Origin of the sequence: Rhodococcus sp. PAE-6 (assembly GCF_025290685.1) — a bacterium.
In the GTDB taxonomy this organism is placed as follows: Bacteria; Actinomycetota; Actinomycetes; order Mycobacteriales; family Mycobacteriaceae; genus Rhodococcus; species Rhodococcus pyridinivorans.
In genome coordinates this window covers 378,216-396,249 of the sequence record NZ_JAOCLZ010000002.1, presented here as the reverse complement: position 1 = coordinate 396,249, position 18,034 = coordinate 378,216, and the positions used below count along the sequence as shown (strand labels likewise).

The window sequence follows — 18,034 nt, the reverse complement described above, 5'->3', positions numbered from 1 at the left end:
CTCGTCGAGTACGGGGCGTCGCAACGGGAACCGATTATTGCAGCGCGAAGGAACTAATCTGCAAACCGTGGAACCCGCCCAGCTCGTCGCAGCCCGCATCCGACGCCTTGCCGACCCTCGCCCCGCGCTTGCCGTGGGAACCGGTCTGTGGGTGGTGGCGACCGTCGTCGTGGCGGTGGTGGGCGGCGAACTCCGGGACGATGTGCTTCCGGTCTGCGTGGCGGGAATCGTGGTGGGGCTGCTGGGAACTGCGCTCTTCCTGTTGCAGCGTCGCGCCGCCCGACGCGGTGACCGGGGTGCCCAGGCGGGGCTGGACTGACCCTCGCCCACGGCCGTCCGCGACAAGCCCACAGCGGTGTCAGCGACGGATCCGCACCCGAGTGATCAACCACACCCACAGCAGGGCCCATGTGATCCCGAAGATCCAGCCTGCGACGACATCGGTGAACCAGTGCGCCGCGAGGTAGACGCGAGAGAGCCCGATCACGAGGGTGTAACCGGCGAGCGCGATCGTCGCGGCGGTCCGGCGGCGATCGCCGCGCGGCCACGTGCGCACGACGACCGCGACGAGCACCGTGGCCAGAACTGCGCTGGTCATCGCGTGTCCGGACGGGAACGACTCGGTGCGCAGGGCCAGGAGCCGTTCGGGTTCCGGTGGCCGGACACGGCCGAACAGATTCTTGAGCAACACCATCAACGGCCAGCCCGTGAGGACCGCTCCGGCGACGAGGACGGCGTCGGACAGACGATCGGCCCGCACCAGCAGCAGCGTCGTCGCCGCGGCGATCAGGCTCGTCGCGACTCCCCCGCCCGTGTGGGTGAGTGCGGTCACCGCGGTGGTCAGCCACGGCTCGCGGAGCGACACCATCCAGTCGAGCACCGCGGCATCGAGCGTCACGGTTCGGTTCTCACGTCCGGAGCCGTGAGCGCGGTGAGTGCCGCGGCCAGGCCGATCGGTGTGCTGTGGACGGTGCCGGCCGCGTCGACCCACCACGGGACCTCGACCTCACCGGTCAGGGCTCCGGAGCAGCGGAGGACGAGTCGGTCGTGCAGCGCGAGTACGCCGCGCGGAAGCGGCACCCCGGCGACGATTCCGGCCAGGACCGCGGCCGGTTCGCGCTCCCACGTCGAACTCCTCCCCTGCTCGACGGGTTCGGCGTCGACCACCGCGGACGCCACGGCGATGTCGAGCACGTCCGCGAGCGCGTGGGCGGTTCCCCTGCCGCCGGTGACGAGGCGGTCGTGTGGGATCGCGGCCGCGAACCACGGACGGTCGGGTACGAGAGCGTCGGCTGCGTCGACGACGACACCCGACAGGCTGCGCACCCCGTCGGGCAGAGTGACCGACTCGGGATCGAGACCACCCGACGAGAACGCCGCGGCGAGCGCGTCGTGCGCGGCGACGATCGCGGCCGGCCCCGGCGACCTGCTGTCGTCCGCGAGCCGGTCGAGCAGTGTCTGTGCCAGTTCGATGTCGTCGATCCGCGTTCCGGCGAGGGCGCTGCGGAAGGCCGATGCGTCGGGGTGGGTACAGGGATCGAGCAGACCTTCGAAGAGGGTGTCGTCGGCGAACCGGTAGTGGCCCAGAGGCCGGCCGTCGAGCGACGCGCGGGTGCGCAGATACCACGCCGTATATCCGGCGGGGTCGGCGATCGCTTCGGCCGTCGTGGGCTCGGCGGCCAGCAGGGTCAACGCCCGCGACCAGCGGCGATCGTCGACGAGATCGAGGTCGCGCACCGCGACGAGCACCTCGGGATCGTCGTCGAGCCGCTCCCACCACAGGTGTTCGTCGGGCAGATCGTGGTCGGGGCCGGTCGGCAGTTCCGCACGCAGGACCGTGAATCCCCAGCCCACACCGATCGCCCGCAGGGCGTCGGCCCCGTACCGGTCGACGACGGACGCGTCGACGGTGCCGAAGGGCGCGTCCTCGACGAGTACTTCTGCGAGCGGTGCACCGGGAAGCAGGAGTTCGTCGGCGGGGACGAGGTCGCCGTGGGTGTCGGGCAGCAGCAGTGCCCCGAGTTCGCGGGGCACGGCCGCGGGCGACACGAGCGGCACCAGTCGCAGCACGACGTCGGCGAGCTCACCGGCCGGGAGGTCGCCCTCCGGGTGGAGGTCGTCGGGATCGGTGTCCTCGACGGCCGCGACGAGCGCCGGGTCGGCGAGCAGGTCCTCGACCGTCACGGTGCCGGCTCCGAGCCGGGCGAGCAGCGGATGCGCGGCGTCGGGATGGACGAGACGCACCCACGGCATGGACACCGGGCCGATATCCTGCAGTTGCGTTGCGAGAACGGCCGTACGCGGGCCGGTCACGGTCCGTCCGTCCGACAGCGGAACCGGCAGCGATGCGAGTTCCTCGGCCGCGACCGCGTCGACGACGAGCGGAGTGAGCGCCTCGTACAGGCGGTTCCACCACTTCGGATCGCGTTCGTGCCCGGAGAGCAGTTCGGCCAGTCGCGCGAGACCGAGCCGGTGCACGCCGACGGCGGACAGCGCGGACGCATGTCGCGGCCCGCACAACTCGGGGATCACGAGCCCCGGGACCACCTCGCCGAGGACGTCGGCGAGGTCGTCGGTGAGACCGGGAAGTGCGACGGCCCGGTCGGGCACCAGATCGGCGCTGCGGTCGGCGGCGGGAAGCCACGCGCCGGCAGCCAACTCGTCGAGGATCGCCTCGCGGATGCGTTCGTCGACCTCGCTGCGCGCGAAACCCGGCAGGGGCACGAGGTCGAGTCGCTGCTCGGCGGGCAGAGCCGCGACGAACCGCGCGTATCCGCGGGCGACGTTCTCGACGTGGGCTCCGGGAAGCACGCGCCTCCGGTCGGGTTGCATGGCGACGTCGGCGACGACGATCGCGGGAAGTGACAGCTCCTCGTCGGAGCGGGTGGGGGCACGCAGGACATCGCTGCGGACCGGGTCGACCCGCCCGTCGACGACGGGCACCAGCCATCGCGCCGACGCTCCGGTGAACTCCCACCAGGTGCGATCGCCGATCCGCACCTCCCACAGGCCGCTGTCGAGTTCGCGCCGGTGACGGGTGAATTCGTCGTCGGCGACGAGGACGGTGTGCAAGCCCGGGAGTTCGAGCAGGATGTCGTGGGCCTCGGATCGGAAGGCGTCGAGCAGTGCGACCGGGTCCACCCCGGGGCGCAGGGTCAGCACGACCTCGGTGTCGCTGCCGGTCGCCGGCGGGGCCTCCGTCGGCCACACGAGGCGCAGCGCCGGGACACCCGACTCCGGCTCGGGCAGGTTCCGCTCGGCCAGCACCGCGCGGGTGCGCTCGGCCGAGAAGTGGAGCGAACCGGTGCGCGAACGCACCTCGATGTCGTCGGAGACCGACAGCACCGCCGTGAAGCCGACACCGAACCGCCCCACGGTGGATCCGGCGCCGGTCTTGTTCGACGAGCGCAGTGCGGTCAGCGCGTGGACACCGCCCTCGTGGAGCGGCTCACCGATGTTCGCGACGTGGAGACGGCCGTCGGCGAACCAGACACGCAGCTCACCCGGTACATCGGCACGCGCGGCGGCGTCGGCGGCGTTCTGGGCGAGCTCGGTCAACACGCGGTCGCGGTAACCCGCGCGGACATGATCGGCCTCGGTCGCCGCGTCCTCGCGCAGACGGGTGGGCGACGACGACCAGGCCGCGAGGATCCCTTCGCGTAACGCCGCGGTCCCGAACGGATCCGCGGGGTCCGGCCGGGTCACGTCAGTCGGTCTGTTCCGACTCGGACGGGGACGGCTCGGACGACTCGGGGGCTGACGACTCGGGGGCGAGCTCGTCCGTGGAATCGGTCGGCGTGGACTCGGTGCTCACGACCTCGGTGCTCACGACCTCGGTGCTCACGACCTCGGTGGTCGCGGACTCCGCAGGCGCCGAGCCGGCCGGTCCGACCTCGACGACCTCCACTGCCGAATCGTCGAACGCCTCGTAGATCGGCGAACCGGCGCCGGTGGGCAGGGTCGTGTCGGAATGCGCGCCGCATCCGTACTCGGCGTGCACGACGTGACCGTCGGCGGCGAACTCGTTGCCGCAGACGCCGAAGGCCGCACGCAGCGATCCGGCGAGCGGAAGATAGAAACCACACAGGCGGCACGAGGACGGAGCGGCCTTCGCCATCTCCGAGTCGGGACCGTATTCGCTGTCGAACCAGCGCTGCGCTGCCTCGAGGCGACCTTCCAGACTCATGACCTGCTTGCGGCCCAGCCCGATCTCGAGGGCGGTCTCATCGACCTCGGGGTCGCCGGACAGCATGTAGCCGGGAACCAGGCGCACGTCGTCAGGAGCGGGAGCCAGCAGGTCGCCGGGACCCAGATCGCCGGGACGGATCCGCTCGCTCCACGGCACCCACGCGGGGGCGACGAGCGCGTCGGGACCGGGCAGGAGCACGAGTTCGCTCACAGTCACCCGATCCGAATCCGGGGCGGCGGCCACGACGACGGCCCACTGCCAACCGCGGTAACCCGGCAGCTCCGAGGCGAAACGATGGGTGGCCGAGCACTCGTCCTCGCGCGTCACGCCCAGATAGGCGCCGACTCCACCGTCTCCGAGTTCGTCGAGTGCGGCCCGAGCGAGGTCGACGGCGTCGGCGAGCACGGAACGCACCGCCGGATCGACCACGGGGTTCGTTCCTCGGGAAGTGGAAGCAGAGGCAACACTCACGACCCCCATTCTGCCTGACCTGTCTGCTCCGGCGCCTGCGGGTCGCGGAAGGTCGTACAGGCACCGTTCACACGCGAGGTGCAGGATGGGCGCGTGCCCCGTCTTCTCCTCTCGGCCGCGGTCGCGACGGTCGTCTGCGTCACCACCGCCGGATGCGGCGACGATCTCGTCGCCGAACCCGGTCCACCCGCCACCGAACTCGGTGTGGAAGTCGTCGCCACGCACCCCCACGATCCGGAGGCGTTCACCCAGGGCCTCGAGATCGACGAGGGCGAACTACTCGAAGGCACCGGCCGGGCCGGGCGCTCGTGGGTGTCGGCCCGAGAGGTCGACCTCGACGGCGGGACCGTCACCCTCGCCGAGACCGAGCGCACCCGCGAACCCGTCCTCGACGACCTCTTCGGTGAGGGCATCACCGTGGTCGGCGACGAGGTGTGGCAGCTGACCTGGAAGGACGGCACGGCCGTCCTCCGCGATCGCGACACCCTGCTCGAGAAGCGCCGGGTCGACTACGACGGCGAGGGCTGGGGGCTGTGCGCGCAACCCGGCCGTCTGGTGATGAGCGACGGCTCGGCCGAGCTGATCTTCCGCGACCCCGTCACCTTCGACGAACTCGGGCGCGTAACCGTGCACCGGGACGGACGTGCCGTGTCGAAGCTCAACGAACTCGAGTGCGCCGAGGACGGCAGGGTCTGGGCGAACGTGTGGCAGACGGACGAGATCGTGCTGATCGATCCGGCCTCGGGCCGTGTGGAGGCCCGGGTCGACGCGGCTCCGCTGCGTGATCGGCTGCCCGCGGGAGCCGATGTGGACGTCCTCAACGGCATCGCACGGATCCCCGGGACCGATCGGTTCCTGGTGACGGGCAAGTACTGGCCGACGCTGTTCGAAGTGCGTTTCGTGGAGTGATCCGGGTGGCATACCGATCGCGGCACGCGTCACTCGGGCCACGTGCCGCCCTTGTGTTACAGCCGCTATCGCGTGGGGAAGAATCGAAGACGTGACCGAACCGGACGAGCGACCCGCCCCCGAGGGAGCGGACGGCCGTGTCCCGGGTTCGCAGCATCCGGGGTACAGCAACTATCCGCCTCCGCGCCGCGTCTCGGGCCGTCGCACTCCCCTGCCGCCCCTGCATCCCGTCGACCATCCGCGCCGACCGCCGGGTGCGTCGGCGGCCGGTCGGGCGGAGTCCTCGTCCGAGACCGACTCACCGCGCGCTCCGCGCATGCCGCGGAAACTGACGGTGACGCGGGTCGCGGCCCTGCGCAGCCGCGAACTCACCTCGAAGGGCATCGCGACCTTCCGCCGAGCGGCCACGGCCGACGGCGCCGACAAGTCGGGCCTGACGGCGCTCACCTACGCGACGATGGCGAACTTCGCCTCCGACGCGGCCATCGCCGTCGCGCTCGCGAACACCCTGTTCTTCTCGGCGGCCACCGGTGAGGACAGGACGAAGGTCGCGCTGTATCTGCTCATCACGATCGCGCCGTTCGCGATCATCGCCCCGCTCATCGGGCCGCTGCTCGACAGGTTGCAGCACGGTCGTCGCGTCGCGCTGGCGACGTCCTTCGCGCTGCGCACGGTGCTCGCGGTAGTGCTGGTGTTCAACTTCGACAGCTGGCTGTTGTATCCGGCGGCGCTCGGCATGATGGTGCTGAGCAAATCGTTCGCGGTGCTCAAATCCGCGGTGACACCCAGAGTCCTGCCACCGGAGATCGATCTGGTGCGGGTGAACTCCCGGTTGACGGTCTTCGGCCTGGTCGGCGGCACGATCGGTGCCGGCGCGATCGCGGCGGCCGCGGCATGGGCATTCGGTTCGTCGGGCGCACTGTGGCTGTGCGCCGGGATTACCGCATTCGGCGCCTATCTGAGCATGCGTATCCCCGCCTGGGTCGAGGTCACCGAGGGTGAGGTGCCGGCGACGCTGTCGTACCACCGCTCCGACGCGCGCACCGAGGTGCTGAACGCCGACACCGTGACCGAGGTGATCGTCACCAAGTCCGGGAAACGGAAGCAGCCGCTGGGACGGGCGGTGGTGACCGGACTGTGGGGCAACGGCACGATCCGCATCCTCACCGGCTTCCTGACCTTGTTCATGGCGTTCGTCGCGAAGAACACCACCGGACAGGATCCGCTCATGCAGGCCGCGATGCTCGGTGGTGTCGGTGCCGCCGCCGCGGTCGGCAACTTCGCGGGCAACGCGACCGGAGCGCGACTCGCGCTCGGACGGCCCGCTCTCATCGTCGTGCGGTGCACCGCCGCGGTCGTCGTCGTGTCCGCCGTCGTCGCTGCGACCGGCAACGTCCTGGCCGCCGCGCTGGCGGCGCTCGTGGCGGCGTGCGCCAGCGCGCTGGCCAAGGTCTCGCTCGACGCATCGCTCCAGCAGGACCTTCCCGAGGAGTCCATCGCGTCCGGATTCGGCAGGTCCGAGACGGTTCTCCAGCTCAGCTGGGTGTTCGGCGGAGCGATGGGTGTGCTGTTGCCGACCGAACTGTGGCTCGGGTTCGCTGTGGTCTCCGTCGTGCTGGTTCTCGGATTCGCGCAGACGGTGCTGACATACCGTGGGGGGACATTGCTGCCGGGATTCGGCGGCCGTCGACCCGAACGCGTCTCCACCGAGACGGCTGCCGGGCGGAGGCGCGCCGGTGGATCCCCCACCGAAGATTGGAACAGTTGAGTTGCAGGCCCGGACGAAGAAGACTCTCGCGCTGCTGCTGGTGGCCCTGGTGGTCGTGGTAGCGGGAGTCGCCGCCACGGTGTGGAAACTGGTCGATTCGGCCGAGCCCACGCTCCCCACCATCACCGCGTACGCACGGGGAAAGACCGTGACGGTCGATCCCGCGCAGCACTGCAATCTCTATCTCGAGGACTGCGTGGAGAACCCGATCGGTCAGCTCGACGTGCCGGCCGGCTACCCGCTGCAGCTGTCGCTTCCGAACGAGATCGCCGATGCTCCGTGGCGCATCCTCACCGTCTACGGCGACACGCAGACCGGGCAGACCTACATCGACGGCGCGATGTTCGAGGCCGGTGCACGCCGCACCCTCACCGTGGAGAGCTCCCCGGAGCTGCAGTTGCTCGGAGTGGAGATCCAGCTGCCGTCGGCCGTCGTCGACGAGGCCGGTGAACCGATCGCGCACGCCGTGTGGGCCGTCAAGACGTTCTGAGTCCCGACCCCGCATACGACGACGGGCCGTCCTCGCACACGGCGAGGACGGCCCGTCGTGGTTCGTCCCTAGTGATCGAGCTCGCGCGCGATCGCCCGCATGACCTCGGAGATGCGCTGCCCGGTCTTGCGGTCGGGGTAACGCCCGCGCCGCAGATCGGGCTGGACCGCTGCTTCGAGCAACTTGATCATGTCCTCGACCATGCCGTGCAGTTCGTCAGGCGCGCGGCGCTTCTGCTGGGCGGGAGCCTCGCGGCGACCCTGCCGCAACGTGGGCTGCTCGAGGAGCTCGACCTTCAGCGCCTGCGGACCCCGACGGCCCACCGCCATACCGAACTCGACGCGCTGACCGGGCTTGAGCGCTTCCACTCCCTCCGGCAGTGCCGAGGCGCGGACGTAGACGTCCTCACCCTCGTCCTGGGACAGGAAGCCGAAGCCCTTCTCGACGTCGTACCACTTCACCTTGCCGGTCGGCACCGCGCTCACCTGCTCCTCGAAAGCTGTGCCCCACAGCGGGGCAACCCGTTTACCATGCAAAACAACGCGCCCCGGCTCGGTCGAGCGGGACGCGTAGACACCTGTCAGTGTACCCGCAGAGGTGGGTCCGCCCCCGAATCGTCTTCCCGCTCCCGGACGTCACCGTCCGTCCTTGCGGCGACTACCGTGGTCACGTGGGTACTTCATCTTCGGATTCGTCTGCCGCCCCGCGTAACGGCCTCCTGAAGGCCGCGATCGCCTGCTTCGTCGTCGGTGTGGTGGCGGTCGTCGCCATCTTCCTCATTCCGGCGGTCACCGACGGCACGCCCGGACTCGCGCTGTATCTGTTGACCCTCGCATGGCCGTTGGGTTTCGCCCTCGCCATCGCCTTCGCGCTGCGCTCGGGCCGGCGCGCTCGGAACGGAGACCGGACATGAGGATCCTGCTCAACATCATCTGGTTGATCTTCGGCGGGCTGTGGCTCGCGCTCGGCTACTTCGCGGCAGGTCTGATCTGCTGCATCCTCATCATCACCATCCCGTTCGGCATCGCGTCGTTCCGGATCGGTATCTACGCGCTCTGGCCGTTCGGCAAGACGACGGTCGACAAGCCGACGGCCGGCACCATGTCGCTGATCGGCAACGTCATCTGGATCCTGGTGGCCGGTATCTGGCTGGCCCTCGGCCACATCGCCACCGCGCTCGCCATGGCCGTCACGATCATCGGCATCCCGCTCGCCGTCGCCAACCTGAAGATGATCCCGATCTCCCTGATGCCCCTGGGGAAGGAGATCGTTCCTGTGGATGCCCGCCCGAGTTACATGTGATCTTTCTCACATAACGAGCCGATAACGAGCAGGACTCGAAACGAAATTTCGGGTACCCGAACCCCACTACCTGGGACTTCATTCCCTGGTCCGCGCCACACACGTCTGTCGCCACACGAATCGGCGCGTTATCAATTGGTGACACTTCGCCCTCGGAACCGTTACCGTCATGTCCGGTCGAACCGCCTGGCTCGACCGGTCCGGAACCGCCGCGCCAAATTCCTGTCCCGTGGTTCCGGAAGTCCCGACGAACGATCCACAGGGGACAGGAAACGGGGGACCCACCGGTCTCCCAGGAACCGATCGGCCCACAGCCGGACGGTGTCCAGGAGGCCCGGGCCGACGCAAGCGCGACGGTCCTCGGGGTGAAGCCGAAGGCGCTCCCAACGGAGCGACACGGCCGGGCGACCTCTTCAGCCCGAACCCGACAGCTGACCTCGTAGGTGCGTACGGAGAGGAACACGGAACCGACATGAGCGGACGCCATCGCAAGCCCACCAATACCGGTCGTACCGTCGCGAAGTTCGCGCTGACGGGCGCAGTCCTCGGCGTCACGGGTGTCGCGTTCAGCGGCACGGCCGCTGCCGCCCCCGACTCCGACTGGGACCGCCTCGCACAGTGCGAGTCCGGCGGCAACTGGGGAATCAACACCGGCAACGGCTACCACGGTGGCCTGCAGTTCTCGCCGAGCACCTGGAACGCCTACGGCGGCCAGGAATACGCCGCCTCGGCCAGCCAGGCCAGCCGCGAGCAGCAGATCGCCGTCGCCGAGCGTGTCCTCGCCGGCCAGGGCTGGGGCGCATGGCCCTCCTGCTCGTCGAGCCTCGGCCTGTCGAGCGCGCCCACGCAGCGCTCCGTCGACGCAGCGCCCGCCGAGACCCCTGCGCCGGCCATCCAGAACGCTGTCCCGCAGCTTCCGGAGACCCCCGCTGTCCCCGCCGAGGTCCAGGGCATCCTGGCCGGCTTCGAGCAGGGCGTCACCGCACTCCAGGACGCCGGTGTCGAGCTCGACCCGAACATCCTGGACGCCGTTCGCGCGGTGCTCCCGCAGTAACACCCCGAACATCCCGGAAGGGCCTCGCACCGTTCACGGTGCGAGGCCCTTCCGCATATGCGGACGACCTTCGTTCATCCCTCACACACGACGACGCCCGGCCCCCACGAAGGGACCGGGCGCCGTACGGAAGAGTCTGTTCGGTGATCCGCGATCGGATCAGCGGTTGATCACCGTCTTCGGATGCGTGTAGGGCAGGTCCTCGACCGGCAACGGGAACACGGTGTCCTCACCGTACGGGGAGAGCGGACCGGAACGCGTGGACGACAGTTCGGTGACAGCGTGCTCACCGTCGGCCAGCTCGGGCCATCCGTGGTCGACGTAATGCTTTTTCGAAGAGGTAGCCATGCGCTCATTTTGGCAGGCGAGTTCGGGGCCTGCTACCGCAGGTCTCTAATCTGGAGGGGATGTCCCCGACCACGCCCGCTCCCGACACCGCCTCGGACTCCCTCGCCCGCTGGCTGGCAGGTCGACGCGACACGGATCTGGCCGCCACGCTGCGCGCCCGTCCGGATCTCGTAGTGCCGCCACCGGCGAGCATGAACGTGCTCGCGAGCCGGGCTCAGCAACGCGCCTCGGTGTTCCGTGCGGCCAACGAACTCGACACCGCCGCCTTCGGGATCATCGAGGTGCTGGCCCGTCTCGGAGCGGTGGACACCCCCGTCTCCCGCGCCGCCGTGCTCGACGAGGTCTCCGGCCGCATCAGCGCGAGGAATCTCGACCGGATCCTGTCCACCCTGCGCTCGCTGCTGCTCGTGTGGGGGTCCACCGACGAACTGCGTCTCGTCGCCGCCGCCGTGGACGCCGTTCCGTGGCGCGTCGGACGCACCGGCGACGTCACCGGACCGTCCCGGCAGGAGCTCGACGACCTCCTCGCGGCTCTTCCGCCCGAGCAGCGCAGCATCCTCGACACCCTGTCGCGTACGTCCCCGATCGGTCGGACCCGCGACGCTGCACCGGACACCCCCGCCGACCGGCCCGTGCAGAAACTGCTCGCCGCCGGACTGCTCTTCCGCATCGACGACGAGACCGTCGAACTCCCCCACCGGGTGGGCCAGGCACTGCGCGACGACGCTCCCTTCGATCCGGCGGCGCTCGCTCCCCCGCGCGCACCGAAACCCACCCGATCGACCGCCGACGTCAATGCGACCGCCGGCGGCGCCGCCCTCGAACTGCTGCGGCACTGCGAAGACGTTCTCGACACCCTCGGTGCGCAAGCCGCCCCCGTCCTCAAGGCCGGTGGGCTCGGTGTCCGCGAACTGCATCGCATCGGGAAGGCGGTCGGACTCGACGACGACGAGACGGCGCTCGTCGTCGAGGTCCTCGCAGGTGCCGGTCTGATCGCGCGGGGCCTCCCCGATCCGCCGACACCCGGGGACGACGATCACTGGGCACCGACCACCGCCACCGACGCGTGGCTCACGTCCTCCCCCGCCTACCGCTGGGCCGTGCTCGCCGGTGCCTGGCTCGATCTGCCGCGCCGGCCCTGGCTGATCGGCCGGCGCGACCAGAACGACAAGCCGGTCGCCGCGCTGTCCGACGAGGTGAAGTCCCCTACTGCCGCCCGCGACCGGCGGTTGCTGCTCGACGCCCTCTCCGACGTGCCGGCGGCGGGCACGGACGTCGCCGACCTGCGTACCGCTGCGGCGTGGCGTCGTCCTCGCTGGGCGAGTCGCTTCGACACGACGAGCGTCGTGGAGACCGTGCGCGAGGCGACGACACTCGGTCTCGTCGCGCACGGAATGCTCGCGTCGCCGGGCAAGGCGCTGCTGCACGGCGGCGACGCCGAGGCCGAGATGGCAGCGGTGCTCCCCGAACCCGTCGACTACGTGCTCGTCCAGGCCGACCTCACGGTCGTCGCCCCCGGACCGCTCGTCCCCGAACTCGGCGAGCGGATCGCGCTCGTCGCCGACGTCGAATCGGCCGGTGCCGCGACCGTCTACCGGATCGGCGAGAGCAGTATCCGGCGCGCGCTCGACGCCGGGCTCGGCGCGAGCGACCTGCACGGCCTGTTCGCGACGCATTCGCGCACCCCGGTGCCGCAGTCGCTCACCTACCTGATCGACGACGTCGCGCGTCGCCACGGACGCCTGCGGGCCGGTGTGGCGACGTCCTTCGTCCGCGCTGACGATCCGGCTCTGCTCACCGAGGTACTGTCCGCCCCGGTCGCCGCCACGCTCGCCCTGCGCGCGGTCGCCCCGACCGTCGCGATCTCGCAGGCTCCTCTCGCCGAGGTGCTCACCGAGCTGCGCGCCGCTGGTTTCGCTCCCGCCGGGGAGGACGCATCGGGAGCGATCGTGGATCTACGGCCCCGGGGTGCCCGCGTCGCGATGCCGCGTGCCCGGGCCCGCTATGCCGGGCCCACCTCGCCGAGCGACGAGCAGCTCGACACCCTCGTGCGCACGCTGCGCGCCGGCGACCGTGCGGAGTCCGCGACACCGACGGCCTCGGCACGTGGTGACGGCAGCCGGTCCGGCGGTGCGGCGACGCTCGCGCTGCTGCAACTGGCCGTGCACGGCAAGCGCAGCGTCACCCTCGGCTACGTCGACGCTCAGGGTGTGGCGACGCGCCGCATCGTCGATCCGGTGTCGGTGGGCGGCGGGCAGGTGCAGGCCTTCGACCCGGCGACCGGCTCGGTGCGCAGCTTCGTCCTGCACCGCGTCACGTCGGTGGCGCTGGTCGACTGACGACGGACCCGGGTGCGGTTGATCGAGCATCGCCTGGAACCGCCCACCACCGGCCCGTGGGCGGAGAGGCTCAGCGTTGCGTCGCGAACCCCACGAACGCCCCGCCGACGGTGAACTGGTTCTCCGGCCGTGGGAGCCCGTAGTGCCCACGCAGGGTGGATTCGGTGTACTCGGTGCGGAACAGACCGCGCTCCTGCAGGATCGGCACCACACCGTCGACGAACTTCTCGAGCCCCGACGGCAGCACGGCGGGCATGATGTTGAAGCCGTCGGCCGCGCCGCTGTGGAACCAGTGCTCGATCGTGTCGGCCACCTGCTCGGCCGTGCCCGCGAAGGTTCGATGGCCGCGACCGCCGCCGAGTCGTTCGATGAGCTGCCGCACCGTGAGGTTCTCCCGTCGCGCGAGCTGCACGATGAGCGTGTACCGGCTCTTGGCTCCCTCGATCTCGTCCTCGGACGGCAGGTTCTCCGGCAGCGGCTCGTCGAGCGGAAGCTGCTCCGGCCGCAACCCGAACCGTTCGGCAAGCTGGTGGCGCGCGTACTCGGGCGAGATCAGCCGGGCCAGTTCGGCGTCGAGTTCGCGTGCCTCATTCTCCGTATCGCCGATGACGGGCACGATGCCCGGGAGGATCAGCACCTGCCGCGGGTCGCGGCCGACCTTGCCGACCCGATCCTTCGCGTCGTCGTAGAACGCCTTGCCCTCCTCGAAGGTGGGCTGAGCAGTGAAGATCGCCTCGGCGTACAGCGCGGCGAAGTCCTTGCCGTTCTCCGACGAGCCCGCCTGCACGAGCAGCGGATAGCCCTGCGGCGACCGCGGCACGTTGAGCGGCCCGGCCACCGAGAAGAACTCTCCCTCGTGTTCGAAGGTGTGGACCTTCGCGGAGTCGGCGTGGATCGCCGCCTCCTTGTCGGCGACGATCGCGTCGTCCTCCCAGCTGTCCCACAGCTTGGTCGACACCTCGACGAACTCGGCGGCCCGCGCGTAGCGGCTCTTGTGCGCCGGCACGCCGTCGAGACCGAAATTGCGAGCGGCGTCGTCACCGGCGGTAGTGACGATGTTCCAGCCGGCCCGTCCCCCGCTGACGAAGTCCAGCGATGCGAATCGACGCGCGAGGTTGTAGGGCTCGTTGTAGGTCGTCGACGCGGTCCCGATGAGACCGATCCGCTCGGTGGCCGTCGCGATCGCGGTGAGGATGATCGTGGGTTCGAGCTTGCCGCTCGGACGCCGTTCGGGATTCGCGAACAGCACGGGGCTGTCGGCGAGGAACACCGAATCGAACCTGCCACGCTCGGCGGTGCGGGCGAGCGAGATGTAGTGCTGGATGTCGAGATTCGCGTTCGGGTCGCTCTCCGGCAGACGCCAGGCCGCTTCGTGATGGCCGACGGGCATGAGGAAGGCGTTGAGTGCAATCGACGATCGGTCATGTCTTCTCCTGTCGTGAAAGGTCTTTCGTCACAGTTGCGTGATGACACCGAGGGCGGTGAGGAGGTCTTCACGGATGTCCCGGAAACCGGGATCCGTGATGGAACGGGGCTTGTCGAGATCCACGTGGCAGTCGACGGCGATGCACCCTTCGTCCAGCACGACGATCCGGTCGGCGAGCACTATCGCCTCGTCGACGTCGTGAGTCACGAGCAGCACGGTGGGACGGTGCGCGCGGACGAGATCGTCGAGCAGTCCGTGCATCCTGATGCGGGTCAGGGCGTCGAGCGCGCCGAACGGCTCGTCGGCGAGCAGCAACTGCGGCTCCCGCACCAGGGCCCGGGCCAGCGCGACACGCTGTTGCTCCCCGCCGGAGAGTTCGAGCGGCCAGGCGTCCTCGCGCCCGGCCAGGCCGACCTCGGCCAGCATCTCGGATCCCCGGCTCCTGCCCTGCCTGTCGAGCCCGAGCGTGACGTTGTCGAGCACGCGCAGCCAGGGCAGCAGGCGGGAGTCCTGGAAGGCGACGGAGACCTTCTCCGGTACCGCGAGGGCGCCGCCGCGGATCTCCACGTCGTAGTCGAGGCCGGCGAGCGCACGCAGCAGGGTGGACTTCCCGGATCCGCTCCTGCCGAGCAGGGCGACGAACTGTCCGTCGGGGATCTCGAGGTCGAGCCCGTCGAGCACGTTCCGGTCGCCGAAGCCGCGGATCAGGCCGCGGATGCGTACGGCGCTCATCCGCCCAGCGTCTTCCGCCAGGCGAGCGCCCGACGCTCGACCAACCGGAGACCGGCGTCGGATGCCAGACCGAAGATGCCGTAGACGAGCAATCCGACGAGGATGACGTCCGGCTGACCGTAGTTCTGGGCGTTGAACATCATCTTGCCCAGGCCGCTCACGGCGTTGATGCTCTCGACCACGATCAGGGTGAGCCACGCACCGGTCACCGCCAGGCGCAGACCGAGGAAGAATCCGGGCAGCGCTCCTCGCAGCACCACCTTCCACACGAACTGTGCGCGAGTGAGAGCGAGGACCTCGGCGAGTTCGACGTAGCGCTGTTCGAGGGCCGTGAGAGCGTTGTGCGTCTGGATGTAGATGGTCACGACCGTCCCGAGTGCGATCACCGTGATCTTGAAGGTCTCGCCGATGCCGAGCCACAGGATCAGCAGCGGGATGAGACCCAGCGTCGGGATCGCACGCTTGAACTGCACGGGGCCGTCGATCAGTGCTTCACCGGTGCGCGTCAGGCCGGATGCGAGCGCGAGCGCGGTGCCGATGACACATCCGATCACGAAGCCCAGCACGGCACGGCTCAACGATGCCAGGATGTGTTGTTGCAGAGTTCCTTCCGCGACGAGTTCGACCGCGCTGGTCACCACTGTCCAGGGAGCGGAGAGCTTGCGGTCGTCGATCCATCCGGCACCCGACCCGATCGCCCACACGACGAGCAGCAGAACCACGCCGGTCATGCGCGAGAACGGGACGGCCTTGCGGAGACCGAGCCGCCGGAGCGGCCTGATCCCCTCCGTCGGTGGCTGATCGGTGGGGTCCGGTGGGCGGGCGCCGACCTCCACCGGCCGTGTCAGTGTGCCGGTCACGAATCCGACCCCTTCCGGTACTCCTGCGGAACCGACTCCGCGGCAATAGTTTCGAATCTGCGATCGAAGATCTGCTCGACGTCGAACTCGTCGAACCATCCGGCCTCGTCGAGCAGTTCCGAGGTCTCCTGCGTCCATTCGATCGCGGAGTCCCAGTCGATGGGATATGCCGGTTTCTGGCCGACGGTTTCGACGATCCGCCTGCCGTCCTCGTACGACACCCCCTCGCTCTCGACGTAGTACTTCCGGATCCACTCGTCCCGGTTCTCCCACGCCCAGACGTCACCCTGTGCCCACAACGGGATGAATTCCTTGATCGCCGCGACCTTCGCAGGATCCTCGAGCACGGACACCGGAGCCCACAGAACACTCAACGCGTCGACCTCGGGCGTGAACACCCCTCGCGCGCCCTCGGTTTCGTACTGGTTCAGGTACTTCGTGAGGGTAGGTTCCGCCAGCGGTGCGACGTCGACCTGTTTCGCCTGGAGCGCCGTGAGGAACTGCGTGCTCGGTAGTTCGACGAATTCCACCTCGTCGAGACCGATTCCGGCCGACTTCAGCGTCCGGAGCACGACGACACCCTGGGCCTGCCCCGGCGACAACGCGATCTTCCTGCCGCGCAGGTCGTCCAACGAATCGATGTCTGTACCGGGTGCCGTCGCGAGCGAGTACTGCGGCGAATCCTTCTCGCGTACGGCGACGATCCTGGCGTCGAGCCCGGTGGCACGGGCCTGGATGGGAGGAATCGCCGCATTGACCGCGAGGTCGACGGCGTCGCCGCGGAACGCCTGGATGACGTCGGGACCGGCCGAGACGTCGGGCCAGTCCGACACCGTGAACGGCAACTCGTCGATACGATCGGTCGCTTCGAGCTGGATACGGGTGGGCTTGACGGCAATGCTCAACGACGTCCCCGGTGGAATCTCCTCGGGGATTTCGGCGTCGGCGGACAATCCCCCGGTCGAACCGCCGGCGCACCCGGTGAGCACGACGCTCAGTGCGGCCGCGACGACGATCGGAGCGCGCGATCTTCGAGAGCGCACGAGTGAGGACACGATCATGAGAACTCCTTACGAAGGTGAGGGGCGCGACATCGCGCGAATACGCCGACGTGCGCCACCGGAAGACGAGCGGGAACCCGAGCGCGGGCCCGACCGCGACGACAGCAGTCCCGGAAACCGCAGTCCCGAAATCAGCGGTCACGGTACGGAGAACAGCGACAGTGCGGACAGCCACGGAACCGCGATCGGTGGACGACACGACACGCACGGTGTTCGCGACGCGAGGCACTGCGGCCTGCGATCACGGTCCGGCCCATCGCTCTCCCCCGTCCGCCCGGGCTGTGGACGTCCTCTGTCTGCACAGCATCGCCGGTGACGGTATCGGCCGCGCGGAACTTCCCGACAGGGATCAGCGCACGGTGAAATCAACTCCGGACACCGGAGTACGGAACATTTCAGCGCCGTGTTCGGATGGCGCACAGAATAATTCGAGCGACTGGCTTTTTCCGGGAAATGACGTATGGTGTGGTCTTGTCGAGTGGTTGTTCATCGAAGATGGAGTGACAATGGCCGACAAGGGCAAGAATTCGAAGAAGCCAGCGAAGTCCCTGAAGGAACGTCGTCAGGAGAAGCGGCAGAAGGCCGCCGAAGCCGGCGAGTTCATTCGTAAGCGGAAGCGGAGCTGAATCCGGTTGCAGGCCATGGATCTCGAAATCGCAGCGCTCGAAGCGCTGTACGACAAGATAAGTGGATTGTCCGGTCGGGAAACGGGCACCGACGCACAGCGGCACGGATATCGCGCCGCCTTGGCGCGTGCACGGGTGTTCGTTCTCGACGAGCGTGCCGGCGCGATGAAACAGCCGGCCTGAGAAAAGAGAAAATCGGTACTGGAATGAAGCGGACGCTGCATGCCCTGGACAAGATCCAGGAACGACTCGAATCGGAACTGGATTCGAGACCTCCCACCTCCGAGAAAGACGCCGGCTACCGGTCCGGTATCTCCGAGGCGCTGGTGTGCGTGATGGAGGTGCGGCAGTCGCTCGCACGGTGAGTACGCCGTGAAACCGGTCGGCCGTGCGTTCCCGCCACGGGGGAACGCACGGCCGTACACCGTCGTGGTGGCGCGGTACGGCCCGAACCTGGAG

20 protein-coding genes and 1 riboswitch are annotated in these 18,034 nt (G+C 69.2%); of the genes, 11 read left to right on the top strand and 9 right to left on the bottom strand.

Translation table 11 applies throughout. From position 1 onward, the window contains the following. The first annotated feature begins 67 nt into the window (after positions 1 to 67). Entirely contained in the window at positions 68 to 319 is a 252-nt protein-coding gene (locus tag NVV99_RS06405) for a DUF2530 domain-containing protein (RefSeq protein ID WP_006551670.1), read from the top strand. 39 nt (positions 320 to 358) lie between these two features. On the opposite strand, the gene NVV99_RS06400 is transcribed toward NVV99_RS06405, so the two are convergent. Genes NVV99_RS06400 through NVV99_RS06390 form a run of 3 tightly spaced genes read right to left on the bottom strand, consistent with a single transcriptional unit; the run spans position 359 to position 4,618 of the window. Continuing rightward, positions 359 to 898: a phosphatase PAP2 family protein gene (locus tag NVV99_RS06400; protein WP_019289931.1), complete on the bottom strand. Its 540-nt coding sequence runs from the start codon at positions 896 to 898 to the stop codon at positions 359 to 361. After that, complete coding sequence (locus NVV99_RS06395) at positions 895 to 3,705, bottom strand: sacsin N-terminal ATP-binding-like domain-containing protein (RefSeq protein ID WP_024103086.1); 2,811 nt, start codon at positions 3,703 to 3,705, stop codon at positions 895 to 897. Before NVV99_RS06395 ends, NVV99_RS06400 begins: the two co-directional genes overlap by 4 nt. A gap of 1 nt (position 3,706) precedes the next feature. Continuing rightward, positions 3,707 to 4,618 carry a DUF3027 domain-containing protein gene (locus tag NVV99_RS06390; protein WP_024103085.1) on the bottom strand — a complete coding sequence of 304 codons (912 nt, stop codon included), beginning with the start codon at positions 4,616 to 4,618 and terminating at the stop codon, positions 3,707 to 3,709. 135 nt (positions 4,619 to 4,753) lie between these two features. Here NVV99_RS06390 and NVV99_RS06385 point away from each other — a divergent pair, with 135 nt between their 5' ends. The 3 genes from NVV99_RS06385 (at position 4,754) to NVV99_RS06375 (ending at position 7,827) form a co-directional block, all read left to right on the top strand. Next, entirely contained in the window at positions 4,754 to 5,569 is an 816-nt protein-coding gene (locus tag NVV99_RS06385; protein WP_006551674.1) for a glutaminyl-peptide cyclotransferase, read from the top strand. A 91-nt stretch (positions 5,570 to 5,660) separates the two neighbouring features. Then, positions 5,661 to 7,337 (top strand): MFS transporter, encoded by a 1,677-nt coding sequence (locus tag NVV99_RS06380; RefSeq protein WP_006551675.1) that lies wholly within the window; start codon positions 5,661 to 5,663, stop codon positions 7,335 to 7,337. Position 7,338: 1 nt separating this feature from the next. Next, positions 7,339 to 7,827, top strand: coding sequence for a DUF2771 domain-containing protein (locus NVV99_RS06375; RefSeq protein WP_006551676.1), 489 nt, complete (start codon positions 7,339 to 7,341; stop codon positions 7,825 to 7,827). 68 nt (positions 7,828 to 7,895) lie between these two features. Here NVV99_RS06375 and NVV99_RS06370 read toward each other — a convergent pair whose 3' ends face one another. Further along, positions 7,896 to 8,303, bottom strand: a complete 408-nt coding sequence (locus NVV99_RS06370; RefSeq protein ID WP_006551677.1) for a cold-shock protein — start codon at positions 8,301 to 8,303, stop codon at positions 7,896 to 7,898. 194 nt (positions 8,304 to 8,497) lie between these two features. On the opposite strand from NVV99_RS06370, the gene NVV99_RS06365 reads away from it, so the two are divergent. The 3 genes from NVV99_RS06365 (at position 8,498) to NVV99_RS06355 (ending at position 10,183) form a co-directional block, all read left to right on the top strand. Further along, a complete protein-coding gene (locus tag NVV99_RS06365) occupies positions 8,498 to 8,740 on the top strand; it encodes a hypothetical protein (RefSeq protein ID WP_024103084.1) in 243 nt (80 codons plus the stop codon). Then, entirely contained in the window at positions 8,737 to 9,129 is a 393-nt protein-coding gene (locus NVV99_RS06360; RefSeq protein ID WP_024103083.1) for a YccF domain-containing protein, read from the top strand. Before NVV99_RS06365 ends, NVV99_RS06360 begins: the two co-directional genes overlap by 4 nt. 327 nt (positions 9,130 to 9,456) lie before the next feature. After that, positions 9,457 to 9,591, top strand: a riboswitch (cyclic di-AMP (ydaO/yuaA leader). A 10-nt stretch (positions 9,592 to 9,601) separates the two neighbouring features. Next, entirely contained in the window at positions 9,602 to 10,183 is a 582-nt protein-coding gene (locus NVV99_RS06355; RefSeq protein ID WP_006551680.1) for a transglycosylase family protein, read from the top strand. Between the two features lie 159 nt (positions 10,184 to 10,342). Here NVV99_RS06355 and NVV99_RS06350 read toward each other — a convergent pair whose 3' ends face one another. After that, positions 10,343 to 10,531 carry a hypothetical protein gene (locus NVV99_RS06350; RefSeq protein WP_006551681.1) on the bottom strand — a complete coding sequence of 63 codons (189 nt, stop codon included), beginning with the start codon at positions 10,529 to 10,531 and terminating at the stop codon, positions 10,343 to 10,345. A 59-nt stretch (positions 10,532 to 10,590) separates the two neighbouring features. On the opposite strand from NVV99_RS06350, the gene NVV99_RS06345 reads away from it, so the two are divergent. After that, entirely contained in the window at positions 10,591 to 12,870 is a 2,280-nt protein-coding gene (locus NVV99_RS06345) for a helicase-associated domain-containing protein (protein ID WP_024103082.1), read from the top strand. A gap of 70 nt (positions 12,871 to 12,940) precedes the next feature. Here the strand turns inward: NVV99_RS06345 and NVV99_RS06340 are convergent, their stop codons facing one another. From NVV99_RS06340 to NVV99_RS06325, 4 genes are read right to left on the bottom strand one after another with little or no spacing between them, the layout of a single operon-like run. After that, on the bottom strand, positions 12,941 to 14,281 hold the full coding sequence (locus NVV99_RS06340) for an LLM class flavin-dependent oxidoreductase (protein WP_024103081.1): 1,341 nt from the start codon (positions 14,279 to 14,281) through the stop codon (positions 12,941 to 12,943). A 42-nt stretch (positions 14,282 to 14,323) separates the two neighbouring features. After that, entirely contained in the window at positions 14,324 to 15,049 is a 726-nt protein-coding gene (locus NVV99_RS06335; RefSeq protein WP_024103080.1) for an ABC transporter ATP-binding protein, read from the bottom strand. Further along, the gene (locus NVV99_RS06330) at positions 15,025 to 15,888 is read right to left on the bottom strand and encodes an ABC transporter permease (protein ID WP_024103079.1); all 864 of its coding nucleotides are present in this window, start codon (positions 15,886 to 15,888) and stop codon (positions 15,025 to 15,027) included. The genes NVV99_RS06335 and NVV99_RS06330 overlap by 25 nt, the downstream gene beginning before the upstream one ends. Continuing rightward, entirely contained in the window at positions 15,885 to 16,949 is a 1,065-nt protein-coding gene (locus tag NVV99_RS06325) for an ABC transporter substrate-binding protein (protein ID WP_024103078.1), read from the bottom strand. The genes NVV99_RS06330 and NVV99_RS06325 overlap by 4 nt, the downstream gene beginning before the upstream one ends. Before the next feature lie 188 nt (positions 16,950 to 17,137). Between NVV99_RS06325 and NVV99_RS06320 the strand changes: the two genes are divergently transcribed. Genes NVV99_RS06320 through NVV99_RS06310 form a run of 3 tightly spaced genes read left to right on the top strand, consistent with a single transcriptional unit; the run spans position 17,138 to position 17,940 of the window. Continuing rightward, positions 17,138 to 17,575, top strand: coding sequence for a hypothetical protein (locus NVV99_RS06320; protein WP_144376970.1), 438 nt, complete (start codon positions 17,138 to 17,140; stop codon positions 17,573 to 17,575). A 6-nt stretch (positions 17,576 to 17,581) separates the two neighbouring features. After that, positions 17,582 to 17,758 carry a hypothetical protein gene (locus NVV99_RS06315; protein WP_183079270.1) on the top strand — a complete coding sequence of 59 codons (177 nt, stop codon included), beginning with the start codon at positions 17,582 to 17,584 and terminating at the stop codon, positions 17,756 to 17,758. A 23-nt stretch (positions 17,759 to 17,781) separates the two neighbouring features. Beyond that, on the top strand, positions 17,782 to 17,940 hold the full coding sequence (locus NVV99_RS06310; RefSeq protein ID WP_019289943.1) for a hypothetical protein: 159 nt from the start codon (positions 17,782 to 17,784) through the stop codon (positions 17,938 to 17,940). Positions 17,941 to 18,034 lie beyond the last annotated feature (94 nt).

Bases quoted from the DNA above. Each gene is read 5' to 3' on its own strand.
- NVV99_RS06360 (WP_024103083.1), top strand. From the start codon at position 8,737: ATGAGGATCCTGCTCAACATCATCTGGTTGATCTTCGGCGGGCTGTGG.
- NVV99_RS06355 (WP_006551680.1), top strand. From the start codon at position 9,602: ATGAGCGGACGCCATCGCAAGCCCACCAATACCGGTCGTACCGTCGCG.
- NVV99_RS06350 (WP_006551681.1), bottom strand. From the start codon at position 10,531: ATGGCTACCTCTTCGAAAAAGCATTACGTCGACCACGGATGGCCCGAG.
- NVV99_RS06345 (WP_024103082.1), top strand. From the start codon at position 10,591: ATGTCCCCGACCACGCCCGCTCCCGACACCGCCTCGGACTCCCTCGCC.
- NVV99_RS06325 (WP_024103078.1), bottom strand. From the start codon at position 16,949: ATGATCGTGTCCTCACTCGTGCGCTCTCGAAGATCGCGCGCTCCGATC.
- NVV99_RS06310 (WP_019289943.1), top strand. From the start codon at position 17,782: ATGAAGCGGACGCTGCATGCCCTGGACAAGATCCAGGAACGACTCGAA.